Origin of the sequence: Bradyrhizobium sp. WYCCWR 12699 (assembly GCF_032144035.1) — a bacterium.
Classification (GTDB): Bacteria; Pseudomonadota; Alphaproteobacteria; order Rhizobiales; family Xanthobacteraceae; genus Bradyrhizobium.
In genome coordinates this window covers 225,980-241,752 of sequence record NZ_JAVTJN010000004.1, presented here as the reverse complement: position 1 = coordinate 241,752, position 15,773 = coordinate 225,980, and the positions used below count along the sequence as shown (strand labels likewise).

Annotated in this window: 16 protein-coding genes and 1 pseudogene; 9 read left to right on the top strand and 8 right to left on the bottom strand. The window is 57.9% G+C overall.

The window, feature by feature from the left end:
- The first annotated feature begins 368 nt into the window (after positions 1–368).
- Entirely contained in the window at positions 369–827 is a 459-nt protein-coding gene (locus RPS27_RS04605; protein ID WP_128929557.1) for a helix-turn-helix domain-containing protein, read from the top strand.
- A 625-nt stretch (positions 828–1,452) separates the two neighbouring features.
- A complete protein-coding gene (locus RPS27_RS04600; protein ID WP_128929558.1) occupies positions 1,453–3,726 on the top strand; it encodes a hypothetical protein in 2,274 nt (757 codons plus the stop codon).
- Between the two features lie 546 nt (positions 3,727–4,272).
- Here the strand turns inward: RPS27_RS04600 and RPS27_RS04595 are convergent.
- A pseudogene (locus RPS27_RS04595) lies at positions 4,273–4,545 on the bottom strand (IS21 family transposase); the annotation flags it as partial.
- A gap of 178 nt (positions 4,546–4,723) precedes the next feature.
- On the opposite strand from RPS27_RS04595, the gene RPS27_RS04590 reads away from it, so the two are divergent.
- A complete protein-coding gene (locus RPS27_RS04590; protein WP_232995572.1) occupies positions 4,724–5,464 on the top strand; it encodes a hypothetical protein in 741 nt (246 codons plus the stop codon).
- Between the two features lie 374 nt (positions 5,465–5,838).
- Here the strand turns inward: RPS27_RS04590 and RPS27_RS04585 are convergent, their stop codons facing one another.
- On the bottom strand, positions 5,839–6,255 hold the full coding sequence (locus RPS27_RS04585) for a hypothetical protein (RefSeq protein WP_128929560.1): 417 nt from the start codon (positions 6,253–6,255) through the stop codon (positions 5,839–5,841).
- Positions 6,256–6,710: 455 nt separating this feature from the next.
- Here RPS27_RS04585 and RPS27_RS04580 point away from each other — a divergent pair, with 455 nt between their 5' ends.
- The 5 genes from RPS27_RS04580 (at position 6,711) to RPS27_RS04560 (ending at position 10,806) form a co-directional block, all read left to right on the top strand.
- A complete protein-coding gene (locus RPS27_RS04580; protein ID WP_042336969.1) occupies positions 6,711–6,962 on the top strand; it encodes a multiubiquitin domain-containing protein in 252 nt (83 codons plus the stop codon).
- Entirely contained in the window at positions 6,949–7,332 is a 384-nt protein-coding gene (locus tag RPS27_RS04575; protein WP_082847948.1) for an E2/UBC family protein, read from the top strand. The genes RPS27_RS04580 and RPS27_RS04575 overlap by 14 nt, the downstream gene beginning before the upstream one ends.
- A 146-nt stretch (positions 7,333–7,478) precedes the next feature.
- Positions 7,479–8,678: a HesA/MoeB/ThiF family protein gene (locus RPS27_RS04570; protein ID WP_232995573.1), complete on the top strand. Its 1,200-nt coding sequence runs from the start codon at positions 7,479–7,481 to the stop codon at positions 8,676–8,678.
- Entirely contained in the window at positions 8,632–10,236 is a 1,605-nt protein-coding gene (locus RPS27_RS04565) for a phosphotransferase (protein ID WP_128929562.1), read from the top strand. Before RPS27_RS04570 ends, RPS27_RS04565 begins: the two co-directional genes overlap by 47 nt.
- Before the next feature lie 9 nt (positions 10,237–10,245).
- A complete protein-coding gene (locus RPS27_RS04560; RefSeq protein ID WP_128929563.1) occupies positions 10,246–10,806 on the top strand; it encodes a DUF6527 family protein in 561 nt (186 codons plus the stop codon).
- A gap of 297 nt (positions 10,807–11,103) precedes the next feature.
- Here the strand turns inward: RPS27_RS04560 and RPS27_RS04555 are convergent, their stop codons facing one another.
- Complete coding sequence (locus RPS27_RS04555) at positions 11,104–11,373, bottom strand: WGR domain-containing protein (protein ID WP_128929564.1); 270 nt, start codon at positions 11,371–11,373, stop codon at positions 11,104–11,106.
- A gap of 266 nt (positions 11,374–11,639) precedes the next feature.
- Entirely contained in the window at positions 11,640–12,233 is a 594-nt protein-coding gene (locus tag RPS27_RS04550; protein ID WP_128929565.1) for a hypothetical protein, read from the bottom strand.
- On the opposite strand from RPS27_RS04550, the gene RPS27_RS04545 reads away from it, so the two are divergent.
- On the top strand, positions 12,232–12,684 hold the full coding sequence (locus RPS27_RS04545) for a hypothetical protein (RefSeq protein WP_128929566.1): 453 nt from the start codon (positions 12,232–12,234) through the stop codon (positions 12,682–12,684). The two genes, RPS27_RS04550 and RPS27_RS04545, sit on opposite strands and share 2 nt — an antisense overlap.
- 12 nt (positions 12,685–12,696) lie before the next feature.
- Here RPS27_RS04545 and RPS27_RS04540 read toward each other — a convergent pair whose 3' ends face one another.
- From RPS27_RS04540 to RPS27_RS04530, 4 genes are all read right to left on the bottom strand, one after another.
- A complete protein-coding gene (locus tag RPS27_RS04540; RefSeq protein WP_128929567.1) occupies positions 12,697–13,815 on the bottom strand; it encodes a hypothetical protein in 1,119 nt (372 codons plus the stop codon).
- A complete protein-coding gene (locus RPS27_RS39625) occupies positions 13,796–14,104 on the bottom strand; it encodes a hypothetical protein (RefSeq protein WP_210214794.1) in 309 nt (102 codons plus the stop codon). The genes RPS27_RS04540 and RPS27_RS39625 overlap by 20 nt, the downstream gene beginning before the upstream one ends.
- Entirely contained in the window at positions 14,008–14,439 is a 432-nt protein-coding gene (locus RPS27_RS04535; protein WP_210214793.1) for a hypothetical protein, read from the bottom strand. The genes RPS27_RS39625 and RPS27_RS04535 overlap by 97 nt, the downstream gene beginning before the upstream one ends.
- 164 nt (positions 14,440–14,603) lie before the next feature.
- Positions 14,604–15,587 carry a CBASS cGAMP-activated phospholipase gene (locus RPS27_RS04530; RefSeq protein WP_164934236.1) on the bottom strand — a complete coding sequence of 328 codons (984 nt, stop codon included), beginning with the start codon at positions 15,585–15,587 and terminating at the stop codon, positions 14,604–14,606.
- Between the last annotated feature and the right edge of the window lie 186 nt (positions 15,588–15,773).

The following is a 15,773-nucleotide window of genomic DNA, read 5'->3' as shown; positions in this document are numbered from 1 at the left end:
TCGGATGCGTATCGAGGGTCAGAGCCGAGCCACATTGCGGATGAAGCCGTCGGTCCTGTTAGGATGTGAGAGCAGGGCCGGGGGGCTGAACGGAAAAAGATCAGTCTTGATAAAACAGCCTTCCCCCTATGCGTAGGCTCTGCCCAGAATTACTTCTGGACTTCACCGGGCGGTTGCCCGGTCCTGGGCCAGTTCCGCAGCATTCCATGCTTATCCGGGGCGGCCCCGAAAGTCTCACCTTGCATTGAGCTACTTGACCCCGGGGAGGGGACCCCAGCCAACCGGAACTTCAGTATTTTCGTTTATTTCACTTGTTGCGTTTATTTCGAATATAGCCTACATACAATGCCGTACCGAGGAGAACAACGATTACGATGCCAGCCTACGCCGAAGAGCTGGGAGGTACTCGCCTGCCTTCCGCGAGCGAGAAGGCGGCAGCCAACCAGCTTCGTCAAATACTCGCGTCGCATGCGACTGGGGATGCCAAGCTACGCGTGCTCGACGATGCTCAAAAGGCTGCTGAGATAACCTTGTCGCCGGCCCTGTCGAGCCTCTTAATGGAATTGCTTCGGCACATCGGCCGCGGCGATGCGGTGACCCTTGTGCCTGTGCATGAGATGTTGACCACACAGCAAGCTGCCGACATCCTAAATGTCTCACGTCCGTTTCTGGTTTCTCTGCTAGAGAAGAACGAAATTCAGCACGTGACAGTGGGGCGTCATCGCAGGATTAGGGCAGAGGATCTATTCGCCTATAAGCGCACGCGTGATGAGAAGCGAGGCAACGCGCTTGCGAATCTCGCCGAGCTGGACGCGGAGCATCTGTAAGCTTGTTTGCGAATCGTTTCACCGCATTCGTCGATGCGTGCTCCCTTGCGAGTGCCCTCAAAAATAGACTGGCCTCAGGCAGCACAATTTTGATGCAGCTCTGATTTCGGATATTCCAAAATGAAGGTTGTGCAAATCAACGAAAGCTGACTGAGATCAATCGCCTGCGTGTAAAACGACCCGCTGGCTGTCTCCTGCACTCGCGCCACTCTCGGTCTCTGCGCCGAACTAGCGCTATCAAAGGCAGTATTCCCGCGACTGGACCACCGATAGATCATCGCTTCCAACTGCCCGCGAAGGTCAATCGAATGCTCTGCGTATTCAGCCCGACTGTGATCGCACCATCGGCTCTGCAGCGTGCGCGTCCGATACCTCGCCTGCTGAGGGCCCACCAGCCTCTGCTTTAGGGCGGGGAGTGTTGCGCTCCGTCTCCACGGCCTGGTTGCAAAGCAGGACGCGTGTCTGCAGACCGGAAACCTCAAACCAAGGCATCTTCTATGGAATTGGAAGCACGGTGATTCTGATTTTCGTGGTGAGTCCGGGAGAATGCCGTTCGTCAGCTGATCGTCAGCCAAGCCGTCTATCTAATTAGGCTTCACGTTCTCGCCTGGATCGGAGTTAGAATATGACGGGTATTGGCCGGCCTGGCAAATCGCTCGTTGGGGCTCCCGGAGCCGACAGCACTTGGGACTCGAGCAGTTTGCGTTCAGAATCGAGTCTCGCCGCTGGGGAGGGCGGCCAATCCTTCTATTCCATCGTGGAGCGAATGCGCTCTTGGCCTCAGGATAGAGCGGCGTTGGTCGGCAGCCAGCCGCGAACTTCGGATATGGCAGTCCCCATTTCATCGACGGGTGACGAGATCAAGGCAACAAAGCGACAAATGGAAAGCCTGCTCTCGGAAGTTGGCGCTCGCAGTAAGGCGGCCATGCAAGCGCGGAGCTCGTCAGAGGCACAAGAGCTGATCGACAAGCTCATCCAGGTCGGCTCAAAAGTTCTGGAGTACTACGCCAGCCTGCCCCAGCACGAGGCGCGCAGGATTCTGTCTGACGATCAGGCTCGCGGTCTCCGGGACGAGGTGCTCCATGCGGCGGAGCAATGTAACGCTCTGGCCACCCCGACCATCTACGCCTTGGAGCAGAGCAGGAAAAGTGCAACCGTCGTGCTCCAACGGATGCTATCCAACACTCCCTCTGACCTACTGAACCGAGCGGTTTCCGGCGTAGCAAACCGCTATGCGGACTGCATGGAGTGGTGGGGAAAGAAGGCGTTGCGTTCGGAACGGATGCAATGCGTCTGCGCCGCTACTGCTAATTTACCCAATGTAACGGCCCAAAAGCGGCAGGCCGACGAGGCCGCACTGCGGCTGCACAGCGGTTGGGCACTGCACACCAAGTGCATGCATCTGCAATCGCAGGTCGCTCTCGCACAAATCATGATTGAGCCTCTCGAAAGCACGTTCGACCCAGCCACGAGGGAAATCCTCATGGCCGAGAACGGACGGGCTCGCCTGCTCGGCACTTTCATCGATGACGTTTTTCCGGCATTCATATCGACAAAGGACGCAGTTCTACAGAGCCAAGGACGCGCACTCGACGCGGCGCACTGCGCGGTCCTGGAAGGAGTTATGGAGCGGCTTTCTGAATTTGCGTTGGGAGTGCACAACCTCGTTTCAAAGCTAAGGGGTCAGGGGACCGGTGACGACCTGCCATTGAAACTGTTGCATCAGATCGTGGAAAGCGCGTGGGTCACTGCACACGACGTTATGCGGCTGCTGGATCTACAGCCCAAAACGTCGGCCATCAATTCACCGGCGGTCGAAGCAGGGGCTGCGAAGCCGGCCAACGCTACGCGAGAGGCTGTAGCGGCCGAAGGCACTTCTGCGCGCAGGAAGGGTAAAGCCAAACGTACACCGAGCACTCTCGCCGGGAGTTCGGCACGCGACGGGACGCAGCTGCAGATCGCTACAACCGACAAAGCCACGGCGCCAGCAGCCAAAGTTGTGGTGCTCTCGGATCTGGGTACGAAGAAGCTCGTGAGCGCGGAAGAGGCGCATGCGAGGGCGACATCCTCGGCGACGGCACACTTGGCGATCTGGCAGGCCCCGCCATCAATGGAGACGCTGGCGCGCCTACTCGAGCGGTTGGACGCACTTTTGCAGTTTGATCTGGCTGGTCAGCAACGGGCCGTCTCGCAAGCCCGCCAAATGAAGCCCGAGGACGCCGACCACGTTGTGGATGCCGTGATCGAGCGCCTGCAGACCCAGGCCGCCGAAATGCAGGCTTGTGAGGGTTCGCTCGCGGAGCCTGGTCGACGTATCCTACTCACGCCAACGCAAGTGCCCGAGGTGCATGGCAAGCTAGTCCGACTCAAGATGATGCGGGCCGAGGCGCAGGGGCTCGCCAAGACTTTGGACGAGCGAAGGGCATTGACTAGGATTGAATGCATGAAGACCTACGGCTTTCCGTCGCAGAAGTACCTTGAACAGTTGCGCGCGGCCGGGGAGTTGGCGCCTGCCGATCTACCGCGCGCGTTAAAGGGCGAGCCAGGGGTGCTGTTTCAGGTTAAGCTGCAACCCAAGGCGCTGCGCAATGGTGCAATGCCGAGCCCCATGTGGGTTCACATCCATACGAAGCGACCGGTACATACGGGCCAGTTGGCGACGCTGGATGACGCCGACTTCGCCGCTTGCCACGTCAAGTCCAACGAACAACGCGGCTATAATCAGCAGTGGCAGAACGCCCGGGCGGCGACGGGCTGCGAAAACGTCGTGATTCACCGCGGCAAGCTCACGCCTGCGTTCTGTAAGTCCTTGTTGGCCACAGTGCGTAGTGACATCCCACCCTATCGGCTTGCCGAGGCGGAGCAACTGTCAACGCAGGCCGCTCGACTTGGGATCTAGGGGCTTTAACGGTAGAGTACCGAGTGGCGACATCATTGGTCAGACCAGGAAATCCGAAGCCAGTGGGCCGTAATCGGGGTCGTGGGCCTACAAGCTGGCCGGCGACAGCTTGCGCGCGACTGTCCGGTCTGGCCGCAGCGATTGGAAGGAGACAAACTGAGCGTCGGGCGCACCCTTTCGCCGACGCGGACGATCAGCCCGCGTAAGTAGGTCAGGCAGGCTTTGTTGCAGCGAGTCGCCAGCGCGATGTTTCGACAGGAGATTTGGTACAAGTGTTGCAGGTACGAGGTGAGGTCTTCGATGCGGAAATTCTTTCGGTGTTGGGAAAGATCTATGATGAAGCGGTGGCGGCGCTGCCTGCAAGTATGCGAACTCCCGTCAATCGAACAGAGCTTGCCAAGCTGGTACTTAGGCGCACGGCCGCTGGTGAGGCCGAACTGGCTCTCCTAAGAAGGCTAACGGTGGCTATTGCGCCAGTCGCTTAGGCGAGCAGCGGTTGAATGCCTCTACTTGAATTCCAGAACTATAACCGCGTTACCACGGCCGGCGCAGGTCTTCGAAGATCCGGATCAACGTCAGCTGTTCACGAGCCGGTTTAGCATCGTTCGCCGCGAGCAGTCCGTCAAGCTCTACTGGCCATCCTCCCAGCTTTGGCCGCGGCTGCACTTGGCGGTCAAACTCGAAGGAGGTCTCCCCAGACCTCAGTACCTTTCGGACCGTGTTCCGCGACACCTTCGGGTCACAGGCGATCTCCTTGATCGTCTTGCCTCTGATGAAGTGCTCACGCCGTATTCGCGCAATCGTCTCCATGACCAGCATCGCCGACCACCTGCTTCATTCCAAAGCAGGCAGCGCAACAGCCCAACTGGGTCAATGTTGGGCGCGATCCCGGCTTAGGGGGGCAATATTGCAGACGATGACGTAATTGCGGTCGCGCCCGCGGCACGAAAGGTCCACTATCTTCAAGCCCTCCACCATCTTACGAATCGGAGGGGCTATGAAGCAATATGTTGGGCTGGATGTCTCGCAGAATGAAACGTCAGTGTGTGTGCTCGACGAGGTCGGTCAGGTCTTGTTAGAGGGAAAGGCCAAGTCCGACCCCGGGCGCTCACGGCACTGCTCCGCAAGCGAGCTCCACACGCCGAGCGCATTTGTTTTGAGACCGGGACGATGGCGAGTTGGCTGTGGCACGAGCTTCGTAGGGCTGATCTTCCAGTGGTCTGTATCGACGCTCGGCATGCGCAGGCGCCTTTGTCAGTGCTCGAACCGCTCGGATTCTCAGTCATTCTCGCGCAGTCGCGCTACGACTCTCCCCTCGCAGGATCGCCTGCTGACTGCACTGCTGTCGCGGCGGCCGGAGGCGATCATCATGGTCGGATCACCCGCAACGGAGGAGGGCGCTCGCCTGCTGCGGCATGCACGCAGTCCCGTAGGTGAAACACGGGAGCTGCCATCGTCTCCAATCGATGCAGTCGTCGGTTTCGATAACTACCAGGCGGGCGATACCGTCGCCCGGCACTTCGTCGCGCAAGGACGCAAGAACTTAGCGTTCATCGACGGCACCGACCCGCGCACGACCCGCCGCCGGCTCGGATTTCGCGACAACGCCGTTGCGAGCGGCCTTACTGACCCACGTCGGCTGATCCTGGACCGCAACACGGCCTGCACGACGCTGGCGCATGCGCAGCTTCCCGGCGTAGACGCCGTGTTCACGGCTAATGATGCTGCCATCGGTTAAATGGCGGGCTTGCGCAAAGCCGGTTCTTGCGCGAGGCCTGCCTCTGAGGCCCACACTTCTTTGAACGTTCCAACGGTTCCGCTACAGCGTCCAGCACCAACATCCGGCCGACGCTTGCGACCTGCGCCAGCATACACTTCGATACGCGGCCACAACGGTCGTCTTATGTCGTCCGAATAGTCGTCCATTGTGAGCACCCTTGCTGAAGATGACTTTTCTAGCGGGGATCACGCGACTACGCAACCGACGACAGCAGGTACTTAGGGACCAACTTCAGACTACACAATTTGATGCAAACTCAACTTCGGATATTACATAATGAAGGTTATACGAATCAATCATCTTCGATGCTGGAGCCAAGGCCCGTCCTTTGCTCACGAGCGAGCTCTCGCACGTTGCAACTGCCGCAACGCTTGGCGTCGGGTTTGTTTGCGCAGGCGTCGAACCGGCGTGATCGACGGCATCGGCGACAGTGTCGTGGCTGGCGCCGGCTCCTCGACCGCGCGGGCATCAGGCAGCTCCATTGGCTGAGCTGGTGCGGGCCGCGCCTCCATGACCGCGAGAACCTCGCGTCCCTTATCAGTGATGCGCCAGCCGCCGTTCCTTCGCTCGATGAGACGTTGGGAGAAGATATCCAGGTCAGGCACGCGGGCCGCCAATCGCTTCGTGCGTTCGGCCCAGTCCCGTCCGCTGGTGGCCAGAATCGCCATATCGCGCTTGATGTCCTCCAGGACGGCGAACCCGTCCGGATAGCTGACCAGCACCTTGAGAACCGTCACCTGGAAGTTCACTGCCCCACCCGTACGCGGCTTCCGCGAACTTACTTCCCTACATCTTAGAGGCACTCGAGACCTCCTGTCGACTCACGCCATTCATTCGTTGGTTTGTCTTGGAGGTGCGGGCGTGGTGATGGCGTAGCACTCCAGCTCGGAACGGTCATGCCCGCGTCGGGATTGAGGATAGTTGACGTGCAAGCTTGAAGAATTCACCCGCGCGCGGCGCCGCAAGCAGCCGCTTAGATTGCTTCCGCGATCCAGGACGCAGCTAGGCCCGCGCGAAGCGGCGGCGTTTCGCCACTCGCTGGTAGCCGCCAGTCACGTTGAGCCGCACGAACTCGGCGCAACTGACAGGCACCTAGCTGCAAGATCCAAGGGGAGAAGACCTTGACACTGTTCTTTATTTGTTCTAGCTGATAGCATGCGCATCGGTCTTCGTCGGGAGGCCGCACCGGAGCAGGTAGGAGATCATGAACGACAAAAAAGAAAAGGAATTCCACTTTTTCGTTGATGGGGTGAAATACGAGACCGAGCATTCTTATCTCTCCGGGGCCGACATTAAGCGGATCGCCAAGATCGAAGCGAATTATCAGCTTTTTTTGGAAGAGCAGGGAGACACGCCGGATCGTCCGATCGCTGACCCAGATACAGTGCCCCTGAACGATCGGATCAAGCATTTTTTTGCAGTGCCGCCGGCGACATTTGGACATGGAAATCATTGATAAGCAGTTTGCGGCGCTCCAACAGCATTTTCCCTTGGCGCGTCGAACCCCGATGTCCAACGGAGCTGTATTGGTTGAGATTCCGGAATTCGATCTTCCAGAAGGTTGGAGCATCGCTAAAGGGACCGTCATTTTTCTGCTGCCACCGGGATATCCTTCGGCACAACCGGATTGCTTCTGGTTGGAACCGGGGCCTGTTCGCTTGGTGGACGGCGGCGCTCCAACCGCCTCGAACGATGCCAATCCGGTCCCAGGGGGTGAGCCGCGAGGCACTTGGTTTTCGTGGCACTTGCAATCTTGGAATCCAAATCGCGACAACATGCTGACCTATGTCAACGTCATCGCGCAACGTCTAAACCCCGCACGATAGTGGACGATCTTCTCATCACCTTTGCCGATCTCGACTTCGTCCGGCGCTCCGTGCTGGGCGGTCGAACCGAGTTATGCTTGGTCTTGATGTGCGGCAGAACGTCTCGGGCCGACGGTCGTGCAAGGGTGTTGGTGCGAGAGGTCGTAGTGCCCGCTGAAGACGACTACACTCGGCGCAGCCAACTCGAAGCAGAGCTGCGGCCTGCGTTCATCGCCAGGTGGGCAAAGATTGCTGCGCGGACCAAAAGTAGCCTGGTGTTTGTGCATAGCCATCCCGGGAGGGCCGCGCCCGAGTTTTCGCGCATTGACGATGCGGGCGAGGAGGTTCTCGCACACTTCTTTCGGCATCGAACCCCTGACTTGCAGCATCTGGCCCTTGTTGTGAGCGACGGAGGGTATGCATGTCGCTACCTTGGAAGCGACCGACATCTTCGTCTGATTGCGGTAGGGGATGATCGACGAGTCCTGTTTGATCCCAGTCGATCACACGACCCTTCCGATCTTTACGATCGGCAGGTTCGGGCCTTCGGTCGTGCCGGGCAGAGCATCCTCCAAAGCCTCAGGGTGGGGATCGTGGGACTTGGTGGCACGGGATCGCTGGCCGTGCAGCAATTGGCTCACCTCGGCGTCAAGGAGTTCGTTCTAGTTGATCCAGATGACGTCGAGCTGACTAATTTGAACCGCTTGGCAGGGTCCGCATCTGCCGATACGGGGCAGGCCAAAGTCGCGGTGGCCGAGCGATATATTCGCGCAGTTCAACCTCGTGCCGTAGTCACCTCTTTTCAAGAGAACGTCGTCTTCGTCGAAACCGCAAAGAAATTGCGAGACGTTGATGTGCTGTTTTGCTGCACCGATTCACACGGTAGTCGAGCCGTCCTTCAGCAATTAGCTTATCAATATCTCATTCCTTGCATCGATATCGGGACGGTTATCGCCGTTAAGGGGGGCAAGATCACTCACATTACCGGCCGCGCCCAGATGCTGTCGCCTGGATTGGCTTGCCTCACCTGCGGTGGCCTCTTGGACGGTAACGAGGTCCGCCGCGACATGATGTCGGAGGCCGAGCGCAAGCAGGATCCTTATCTCGTCGGCGCTCGTGAACCTGCGCCCGCGGTGATCTCGATCAACAGCACTATTACCTCGCTCGCCATCACCATGTTCTTGTCCGCTGTTGTCGGCGTGCCATCGCCGGCGCGGCATCTTCTGTATGATGGTCTGAGAAGTCGCCTCCGGTCGGTCAAGGGTGAGCCCGTCCAGGACTGCATCGTCTGCTCGCGGGCAGGCGTTTTGGCAAGGGGCGATGGATTGGCTCTCCAAGGCCGTCTCGCTCAAAATGTCAATCGTTGACGTTACAGCTTTTGGTCGGTCGGAGGTTGGCTGGATCGGCGCCGATCCCCCGGCTGAGGCTAAGGCGCCGTTTCAAGACCGCGGCCTCACGATCAGACAACAGCAGATTACCGCTTTTCAGCCGATGGAGCCTGCTCTGTTGGCGAGCCTTGCCGCCGTCGTAATCGTCCAGCAACAAGATTACCCATCAAGATTCCAGCGAATCGTTCGAAGCTGCCTTAAGCACCTGCTTGATTACGAATGCCGCGTCTTTGTCGTGCCGTTCGGCGTTGCTGGTCTTCCGCAAGTGTATAGATGTCTGGAAGAGGCGCGTGTGTTTGCCAGCAACCTTCCGAGCGACGTCCTGCGCAATCAGTTCACGTGGCAGAGATCATTGGGCGATCCGATGCCTCTCCCCCCGCTGCCGCACGTCACCATCTTGTCGCCCATTGCCAATTGGTCGGAAGCGGCCAACTTCTTGGTTCGGCATCTCCCCGGCGAGGCCGTACAAGAGTCTGTCAGTTTCAGCTTCGCTCCCGAATGCGAGTTTGGAGAGAACGACGCTGGTGTTGGCCAAGTCCTTCTGAAGCGCGCATTCAGAGGTTACACGGCCGTGCATTTCAGTCCAATGACCGAAGGCCGGTCCGGGGCTGCCGTATACCGTGCCTACCCGGTCTTCGGCGCCTTTCATACTATGCCGCGTTTTGTCAAACTCGGTGATCGCAGCAAGATCTTTCAAGAATTTCAGAATTACCAATTGAATGTCGAGAAATACGTGCCTTTCAATCTCGGGCCGCGATTGAACTACGATTTATGCTGTCTCGGATCGACACGCGGTGTGCTGGTCGGCGATCTCATCGAATCCTGCGAGAGTCTAAGGCTTGCCGCACGGAGCGGCCGGGCCGGGCCGGCAATATCGTGCCTGTTCGATCGAACGCTGCAAGCGTGGTATCGAAATATCGAACGCCGAGATACGCCACTTTCGCAGACCCTGGGTCCGCGCTTTCCAAAGCAATTTGACCGGCGCCGGATGCAAAGGGCGCGATCGATCGGCTCGAGATGCGACCGCGATCGACTGTTTACATTGTTCGAATACTGCGCAAGTTCTCCGGTGTTATTCGCAAAGATTCATGGCGATCTCCACGTCGACAATGTTCAGGTGAGGGGGCACGAGGCGCTCGTCATCGACTTCTATGCCAATCAGGATGGACCGCTGGTGTGGGACATAGCGACCTTGGAGGCCAGCCTATTGGTCGATGCCTTCGATAATCATGAGCTCTGGTCCTTCGATGAGTGGTGGAGGTCGATTGAGCAACCGTATGGTGGTAAGCCGCTCGACATGCTGCTCGGGCACGGTGATCCGCGCGATCCGCATCGCTGGTTTCACGAAGCCGTGCGACAGATCCGGCACTATGCCGCGCGTGTCGCGTCAGCAGATCAATACGGAGCGGCTCTTGCACTGGCCCTTCTGAACAAGGCGGCCAAAGATCCAAACCTGAAAGGTCCTGAGGATGAGCGTCGCGCCGCTGCGTACGTGTTAGCAGAGCGCATTCTCAACAACAACTTCGCACCGCAGTGAGGCGAATTCATGGGCATCGTCATTCTCAACTTTCGGGCGAAGGTTTCTTCACGAGGCGAGGCGGACCAGCACCTGTCGAAACCCGGCGATGCTGTCCTGGTCAACCGCGGTGGTCCACGTTGGCTTGTGTTGTCCTGTCCTTGCGGTTGCGGCGAACGATTTCCAGTCAACCTCGATCCAAGAAGTGGGCCCGCCTGGCGTATCTACAATGCGGAAGGAGGAAAAATGAGTGTGTTTCCTTCTGTTTGGCGCGATACCGGCTGTCAAAGTCACTACATCATCTGGCGCGGACGTATTTATCTGTTCGGATCAGACAATGATGCGGAAACAGACGCTGGTATTGCATTGGACGATTTGCTCGAGCCAGTGTCGAAACGATTGTCGTCCGCCGCTTGGCGGTCATTTGTCGAGGTCGCCGATGACCTCGGAGAGATCCCTTGGGACGTTCTGGAGGCCTGTCGGACCCTCGCTCGCAAGCGGGTGGCCGAGGAGGGAACTGGCAAGCTGAGAAGCCACTTCCGTTTACGTTCGGCCTTGGGAAGGACGGACAAGGTCGACTTCACGGCTTGAGAACGTTTGCTTCAAACGGCTGCGAATATCGAAGATAAAATAGTCAGCTCGCGTACTCGTCACTTGATTGATCAGCACGAGAGCGCGTTGGGGCAGGGCAAGTTGGGTTGAATTGCTGCGCTGGCAAATAGCTCGTTCTGCAAATGCTCGATACTAAAAGAGGTTGTGATCGGCTAGGATTACTTGGATTCGCATAATGAAGATTATGGAATACTTTTGCAATTCTTGCGAATAGGACTGAAACGACCTTAGATTACTTTGATATACTTATTTCGGCTTTTCGTCCAGCCCAGCATCTCACGCCGGGTCACAGCTTGACGAGTGCCGCTGGACGTAACCACGACTGGTTTTTCGCCTGAGCCAACACTCAAGGGCCTCGACGGCCTGCGCGTGACCATCGAACAAATCGAGCCGCCGTCGACCGCGCCCACCGAGGCGCCCCCATTCACGCACCAATGCCGTATCGCCAAACAGCGTCGGCTCGATCGTGAGCACATAGAACCGCGCCATGTTACGGGCCGGATCGCGACGCTCGAGCACGAGATATTGCACGGTGAGTTCGGACATGCGCCAGAATCGCAATTACCGAATCGACCGTCCAATTAAATAAATGAACCGATCAGGGCCTAAGATTCAGAAATTTCATTGTGGCAACAAACGCCGAGGCCAAGCGTATCCGCTTTCCGCCGATGACCCCGTCAAGCGCCGCCCGATAGAGCTTATGCCGTTGCGTCGACAACTGCGCCCAATCGATTGCGAGGCCTTTAGCGGTACAGCCCGGTCATGGATGCGCCCACACCCGCCGATCGCAAGATCGGGCGCGGCATCGTCGCCTAAAACCAGGCGTGCCTCTCCAGTTTGAACTCGGCGATGCCATTTGTCGGCTGGTCCGTAAAATATTCACCGCTTAAAGTCTTCGTCCCCGACATCCCAACACTCATTATAGCCACGCCTCGATAAATCGTAGGAAGCCCAGGCTTAGTGTACTCAGCCTTCCGTCGATTCTCGAAGACGTAGTACACATGGTATTGCGTGCCGGTAGGATCGCGTGTGGCTACAACCGCCAGCGTAGTCGAGGTCGATTCCCTGGTTTCGAGGACAAGAGACATCCCGCTCAAGTGATGTCGGATCGTCAGCGTGGCATCCCTGAGCTCCTGCCTGTCGGGTGGACCATAGCGCAGCACACCGGTCCACCGGCCACCCAAATAGGGGAATGTCATACGCTGAAGTATCGGGATAGCACGCCATGCCCCGTAGATGACGACAGCAAGAGCAGCAGGTATGCCAAAGACATACCTGGAGAATATCCAGACGTCTTCGTAGGTGTTGCCGGTGAATACATCGGCAAACTTCAACCCTGCGAATATCGCTATCGCCAGACAGACGACTATCGTAAATAGAAGCCGGGTCTGAAGAAAGTTGATCATGTCGAAGACCGAAGCCGCGATGACTGGAATAGACGAAATCTTCAGGATTCTGGCTGGACGTCCAGCAGCTTTCGATCCGCTGATTTGCTGTCTCTACCATCAGAATAACCTACCACGTTTCGCCGAGCCAATGCCGCGCGATCCTTCCCCCGAGGTGGGCCAATTCCTCGACCAGAATTTTGCGGAGACCGTGCGAGCAGCAATCGCTTTTAACGAGGCGATTCACGATGGAGCGATCATGGCTGCCGTAGATCATCATTCGCGCTGTACCATCACGGGGTGGTCCTACCGCCTCTTCCCTCCCCCCTCAGAGATACCCCCACCTGTCAACAAAGGATCGGCGTTCAACAGTTGCGTGGCGATGTCCCTCGTTCCCGGGATCCTGGCTCTCTACCTGGTCTCCAAGGGCACGACGTGGAGATTCGAACGCGGCAGCGTCAATAGGCTTTAGCGGCCCGACGACTTAACTCGGTATCTCGATCGACTCGATGGCGCCTCGCGCCACCCCCCAGGGTATGCCCAGATCGAACGTCAGTTGCGGCTTCTGCTCCTTGGCGACGTTCTTCACGAGATCATCGATTTCATGTGAGAGCGCCTTCATGCCTTCGTACTTCTCCTGTGTGTCGAAAATGAACCGGGAGCTGTCCGGGACGCGCAACTTCTTTGCTTCTTCAGGGTTGTGATACAGGTAATCCAAATGTCGCTGCACCTCCGCGAGGACCCGTAACTCGTAGAGATATCCGATTTTCAAGGCCGTCTGATCCGCGTGATACATGGTAGCGGCTATGTCGAAGCTGGGGAAATTGATCTTGGTACCCTCCTCGACCGCATCAGCCTTGACGTTCTTGCAGAGCCGTATGGCCTTCCTCAGGCCGCCGAGACACGAACTGCAACGATCTTCGATCAGCTTTATGTGTTTGAATGGGAAGTTCTCGATTGTCTTCGGCACTTTGCGATCGAGAATAACAACTCCTCGGTCGTGAATCTGTCTAGACTGCTGGTAGACGACGGTATCGTACCAGTGGGACGGAACAACATCCACCGGTCGCGCCAGAGACCCTCCAGAAACGGCGACCGCCTTCCCACCGGACGTATCGACGTCGGCGGCTGGAAAGTTCAATGGCAGGATCTTCTCGATCGAGGAACGTAGTTCGCCTAGCACTCCAAGCGAGTTGCGCGCCGTGGGAACATAGGTGCCTGCCGCGGGCCCCGACGAGTGGAATATGAGGAAACCGGTCTCCAGCACGAGCAGATCGACGTCGCTGACTCCCCGGATATGGACGTTGAGGGGCACCGACCCCTGAAGCCGAAATTCGACCGAATCGATGGATTTCTGGATTTGGTTGCCCACGCGCTCGGCCGTTTCGACACTGATTCTGGTGTACTCAGGTCCCACCTCCTGCATCGCGCCAAGCGCATATCGCGTGTAAGCATGCGACGGAGCCCTATTCTGCCAGCTTTCCGCAGCCAAGCTCTTCGACAACACTTCCTTGCGGGAAGCCTCGTTGAGTTTTCCAAGACGGTCGACGCCCCTGCGACGCAGGCGCAGTTTGTTCAGTCGACTATTGATGTCCCTTACCATGGTCCCTCTTCAAACTAATCGTGCCAAATGTGAAGCGGCCGTGACCGTTGAAATACTCGCCCTCTGCTGATTCCAGATCTTTCGAGAAAATAAGCATGCAGGAACCGAGATGGCTTCTTAAGTCCACCTCTCCGATAGCCGGGTCGTTCCGATAGTTGTACAGAAGCCTATATCCCTCTGCGTCGTCGCAGATCAGGGCTGCCCAATGCTGTCGGAGCCCGATTGATCCGTCTTCAGCCTCACTCGGATCTTGTCCCAGGTCTGAAAGATCGTGAGGGTCGCCCTCCATGCGTAGCCGAGGCTCCCGTCGGGCTTGAGGCTTCGTCCTTCGCAGGACCAGCTCCCAGCGAGATCCGGGACCTTCAGCGCCGCATTCAGAAAGGGCCATCGCCACGCGTACCGATCGAGCGTCCAATAGAGCGCCGCAAAGACCATGCCCGCACCGACGAGGGAAAGGACCGATGGTGGCAGGTTGACATTGAGCCCGAAGCGGTTCGCCACGTCGACCACGGAAAGCAGCGTGAAAACGATCGCAGCCGATACCGACGCGGCGATCAACGTTAGGTAGCGTCCGACCTTGGCTCGGTTCAGTCCACCGTGCAACGAATAGTCGTGTTGTTTCACTTCAACGTTCCATTTGGCAAATCTCGATTGCGACACATTGACCGAAACTTTAACCTCGATGATCCCGCACTAGCTTTCCGGCCCCACGAGTAGCTCGCATCTCAACCTGCTCGCGGCCTTCAGGCAATCTGCCGATGTTACGCGTTGGATCCCTCTTGCGTAGTTCACACGTGATAGAACGTCGGCTTGGTAGGCCGATGTGCCAACATATCGATGACGCGCCTATCGTTGCACAGCGCTTGATAGCAACCGTCCGCCATCCCTAGCAGGGTCTTCCGCCGGCTCTCGGTCGCGAGGTCCATCCCGAGATCGGAAATCTGCTCGGCGGAGGGCTGCTCGTCGAACCTGATGTAGCGATCGCCGAGCTGATGCTTGAGCATGAAATCGACCAGCTGTTGCTGCGAGGAAATGATGGTCGATGGAAGCCGGTTGTTCTCGAGCCAGTCCCTTTGGCCGAAATTGCGTCCCGCCGACGTCGGCAGCGAGAATTTGCTGGTGGTCGTGCCAATGCTCATCACCGATACGTCCTCGATCTTTTGATCCAGGAACTGGACAGCTTCGTGCAGCGCACAAAGGTCAGGTGCGTTCGCGACCACGCCGCCGTCAATGAAATAGCTGTTCCCGATCTCGGCCATCGGGAAGTACAGCGGCGCGGCCGCCGTCGCCATGGCGATGTCCGCGGCCTTCACCTTGTAATCGGTCATGAACCTCGGATTATGCGCGGTCTTGAACATCTGGACGCTTCCCTTGGTCATGTTGACCGTCGGAACAAGCACGCGCGTCTTCGCGTCGCCGAGCTTGGCGTCGGCGCCGAGCACGCCCTCGATCTTGCTCCGGAGCACCGTACCGTCGTACTTGGGATGTCGCCACTCGAACCACCGGGCCTGCATTTGCGCCAGCCGGCTTTTCGGCGTCTCCCCGCGGGGGAATATCTCTTCCCCGTGCTTGAGAAACATCTCCTGAATCGTCTCGGCCTTCTTTCCCATCGCCAGACCGAGGGCGATAATGCCGCCTGCCGATGTCCCCGAGATCAGGTCAAAGCATTCGTGAAGGGGGCGCTTTGCCTGCTCCTCCAGGCGCGCCAGGACCGAACTTGTGAACAGGCCTCGAAAGCCACCGCCGCTGAGAGCAAGTATCTGAAAAGTCATTGCAATCTCTAGTTTCGGAGCACGCTGTGGCATCGGAGATCCACCGAGGCTCGGGAATCCCGTATGAAATGTTCATTTTCTGTTCTACAATCTAGTGGACTCTCAAGATAGAGTCTGATTCGCGCGGTTGTGCGACTGGAGGGCATTGTCCACCGTCTAGATCTCCCTCGCTTTTCCAGATGGAGA

Excerpts from the sequence above, each read along its gene's own strand:
- RPS27_RS04555 (WP_128929564.1), bottom strand. The coding sequence starts at position 11,373 with ATGTCCGAACTCACCGTGCAATATCTCGTGCTCGAGCGTCGCGATCCG.
- RPS27_RS04530 (WP_164934236.1), bottom strand. The coding sequence starts at position 15,587 with ATGACTTTTCAGATACTTGCTCTCAGCGGCGGTGGCTTTCGAGGCCTG.
- RPS27_RS04590 (WP_232995572.1), top strand. The coding sequence starts at position 4,724 with ATGAAGCAATATGTTGGGCTGGATGTCTCGCAGAATGAAACGTCAGTG.
- RPS27_RS04545 (WP_128929566.1), top strand. The coding sequence starts at position 12,232 with ATGTCGAAGACCGAAGCCGCGATGACTGGAATAGACGAAATCTTCAGG.
- RPS27_RS04550 (WP_128929565.1), bottom strand. The coding sequence starts at position 12,233 with ATGATCAACTTTCTTCAGACCCGGCTTCTATTTACGATAGTCGTCTGT.
- RPS27_RS04560 (WP_128929563.1), top strand. The coding sequence starts at position 10,246 with ATGGGCATCGTCATTCTCAACTTTCGGGCGAAGGTTTCTTCACGAGGC.
- RPS27_RS04540 (WP_128929567.1), bottom strand. The coding sequence starts at position 13,815 with ATGGTAAGGGACATCAATAGTCGACTGAACAAACTGCGCCTGCGTCGC.
- RPS27_RS04600 (WP_128929558.1), top strand. The coding sequence starts at position 1,453 with ATGACGGGTATTGGCCGGCCTGGCAAATCGCTCGTTGGGGCTCCCGGA.
- RPS27_RS39625 (WP_210214794.1), bottom strand. The coding sequence starts at position 14,104 with ATGGAGGGCGACCCTCACGATCTTTCAGACCTGGGACAAGATCCGAGT.
- RPS27_RS04575 (WP_082847948.1), top strand. The coding sequence starts at position 6,949 with ATGGAAATCATTGATAAGCAGTTTGCGGCGCTCCAACAGCATTTTCCC.
- RPS27_RS04565 (WP_128929562.1), top strand. The coding sequence starts at position 8,632 with ATGGATTGGCTCTCCAAGGCCGTCTCGCTCAAAATGTCAATCGTTGAC.
- RPS27_RS04580 (WP_042336969.1), top strand. The coding sequence starts at position 6,711 with ATGAACGACAAAAAAGAAAAGGAATTCCACTTTTTCGTTGATGGGGTG.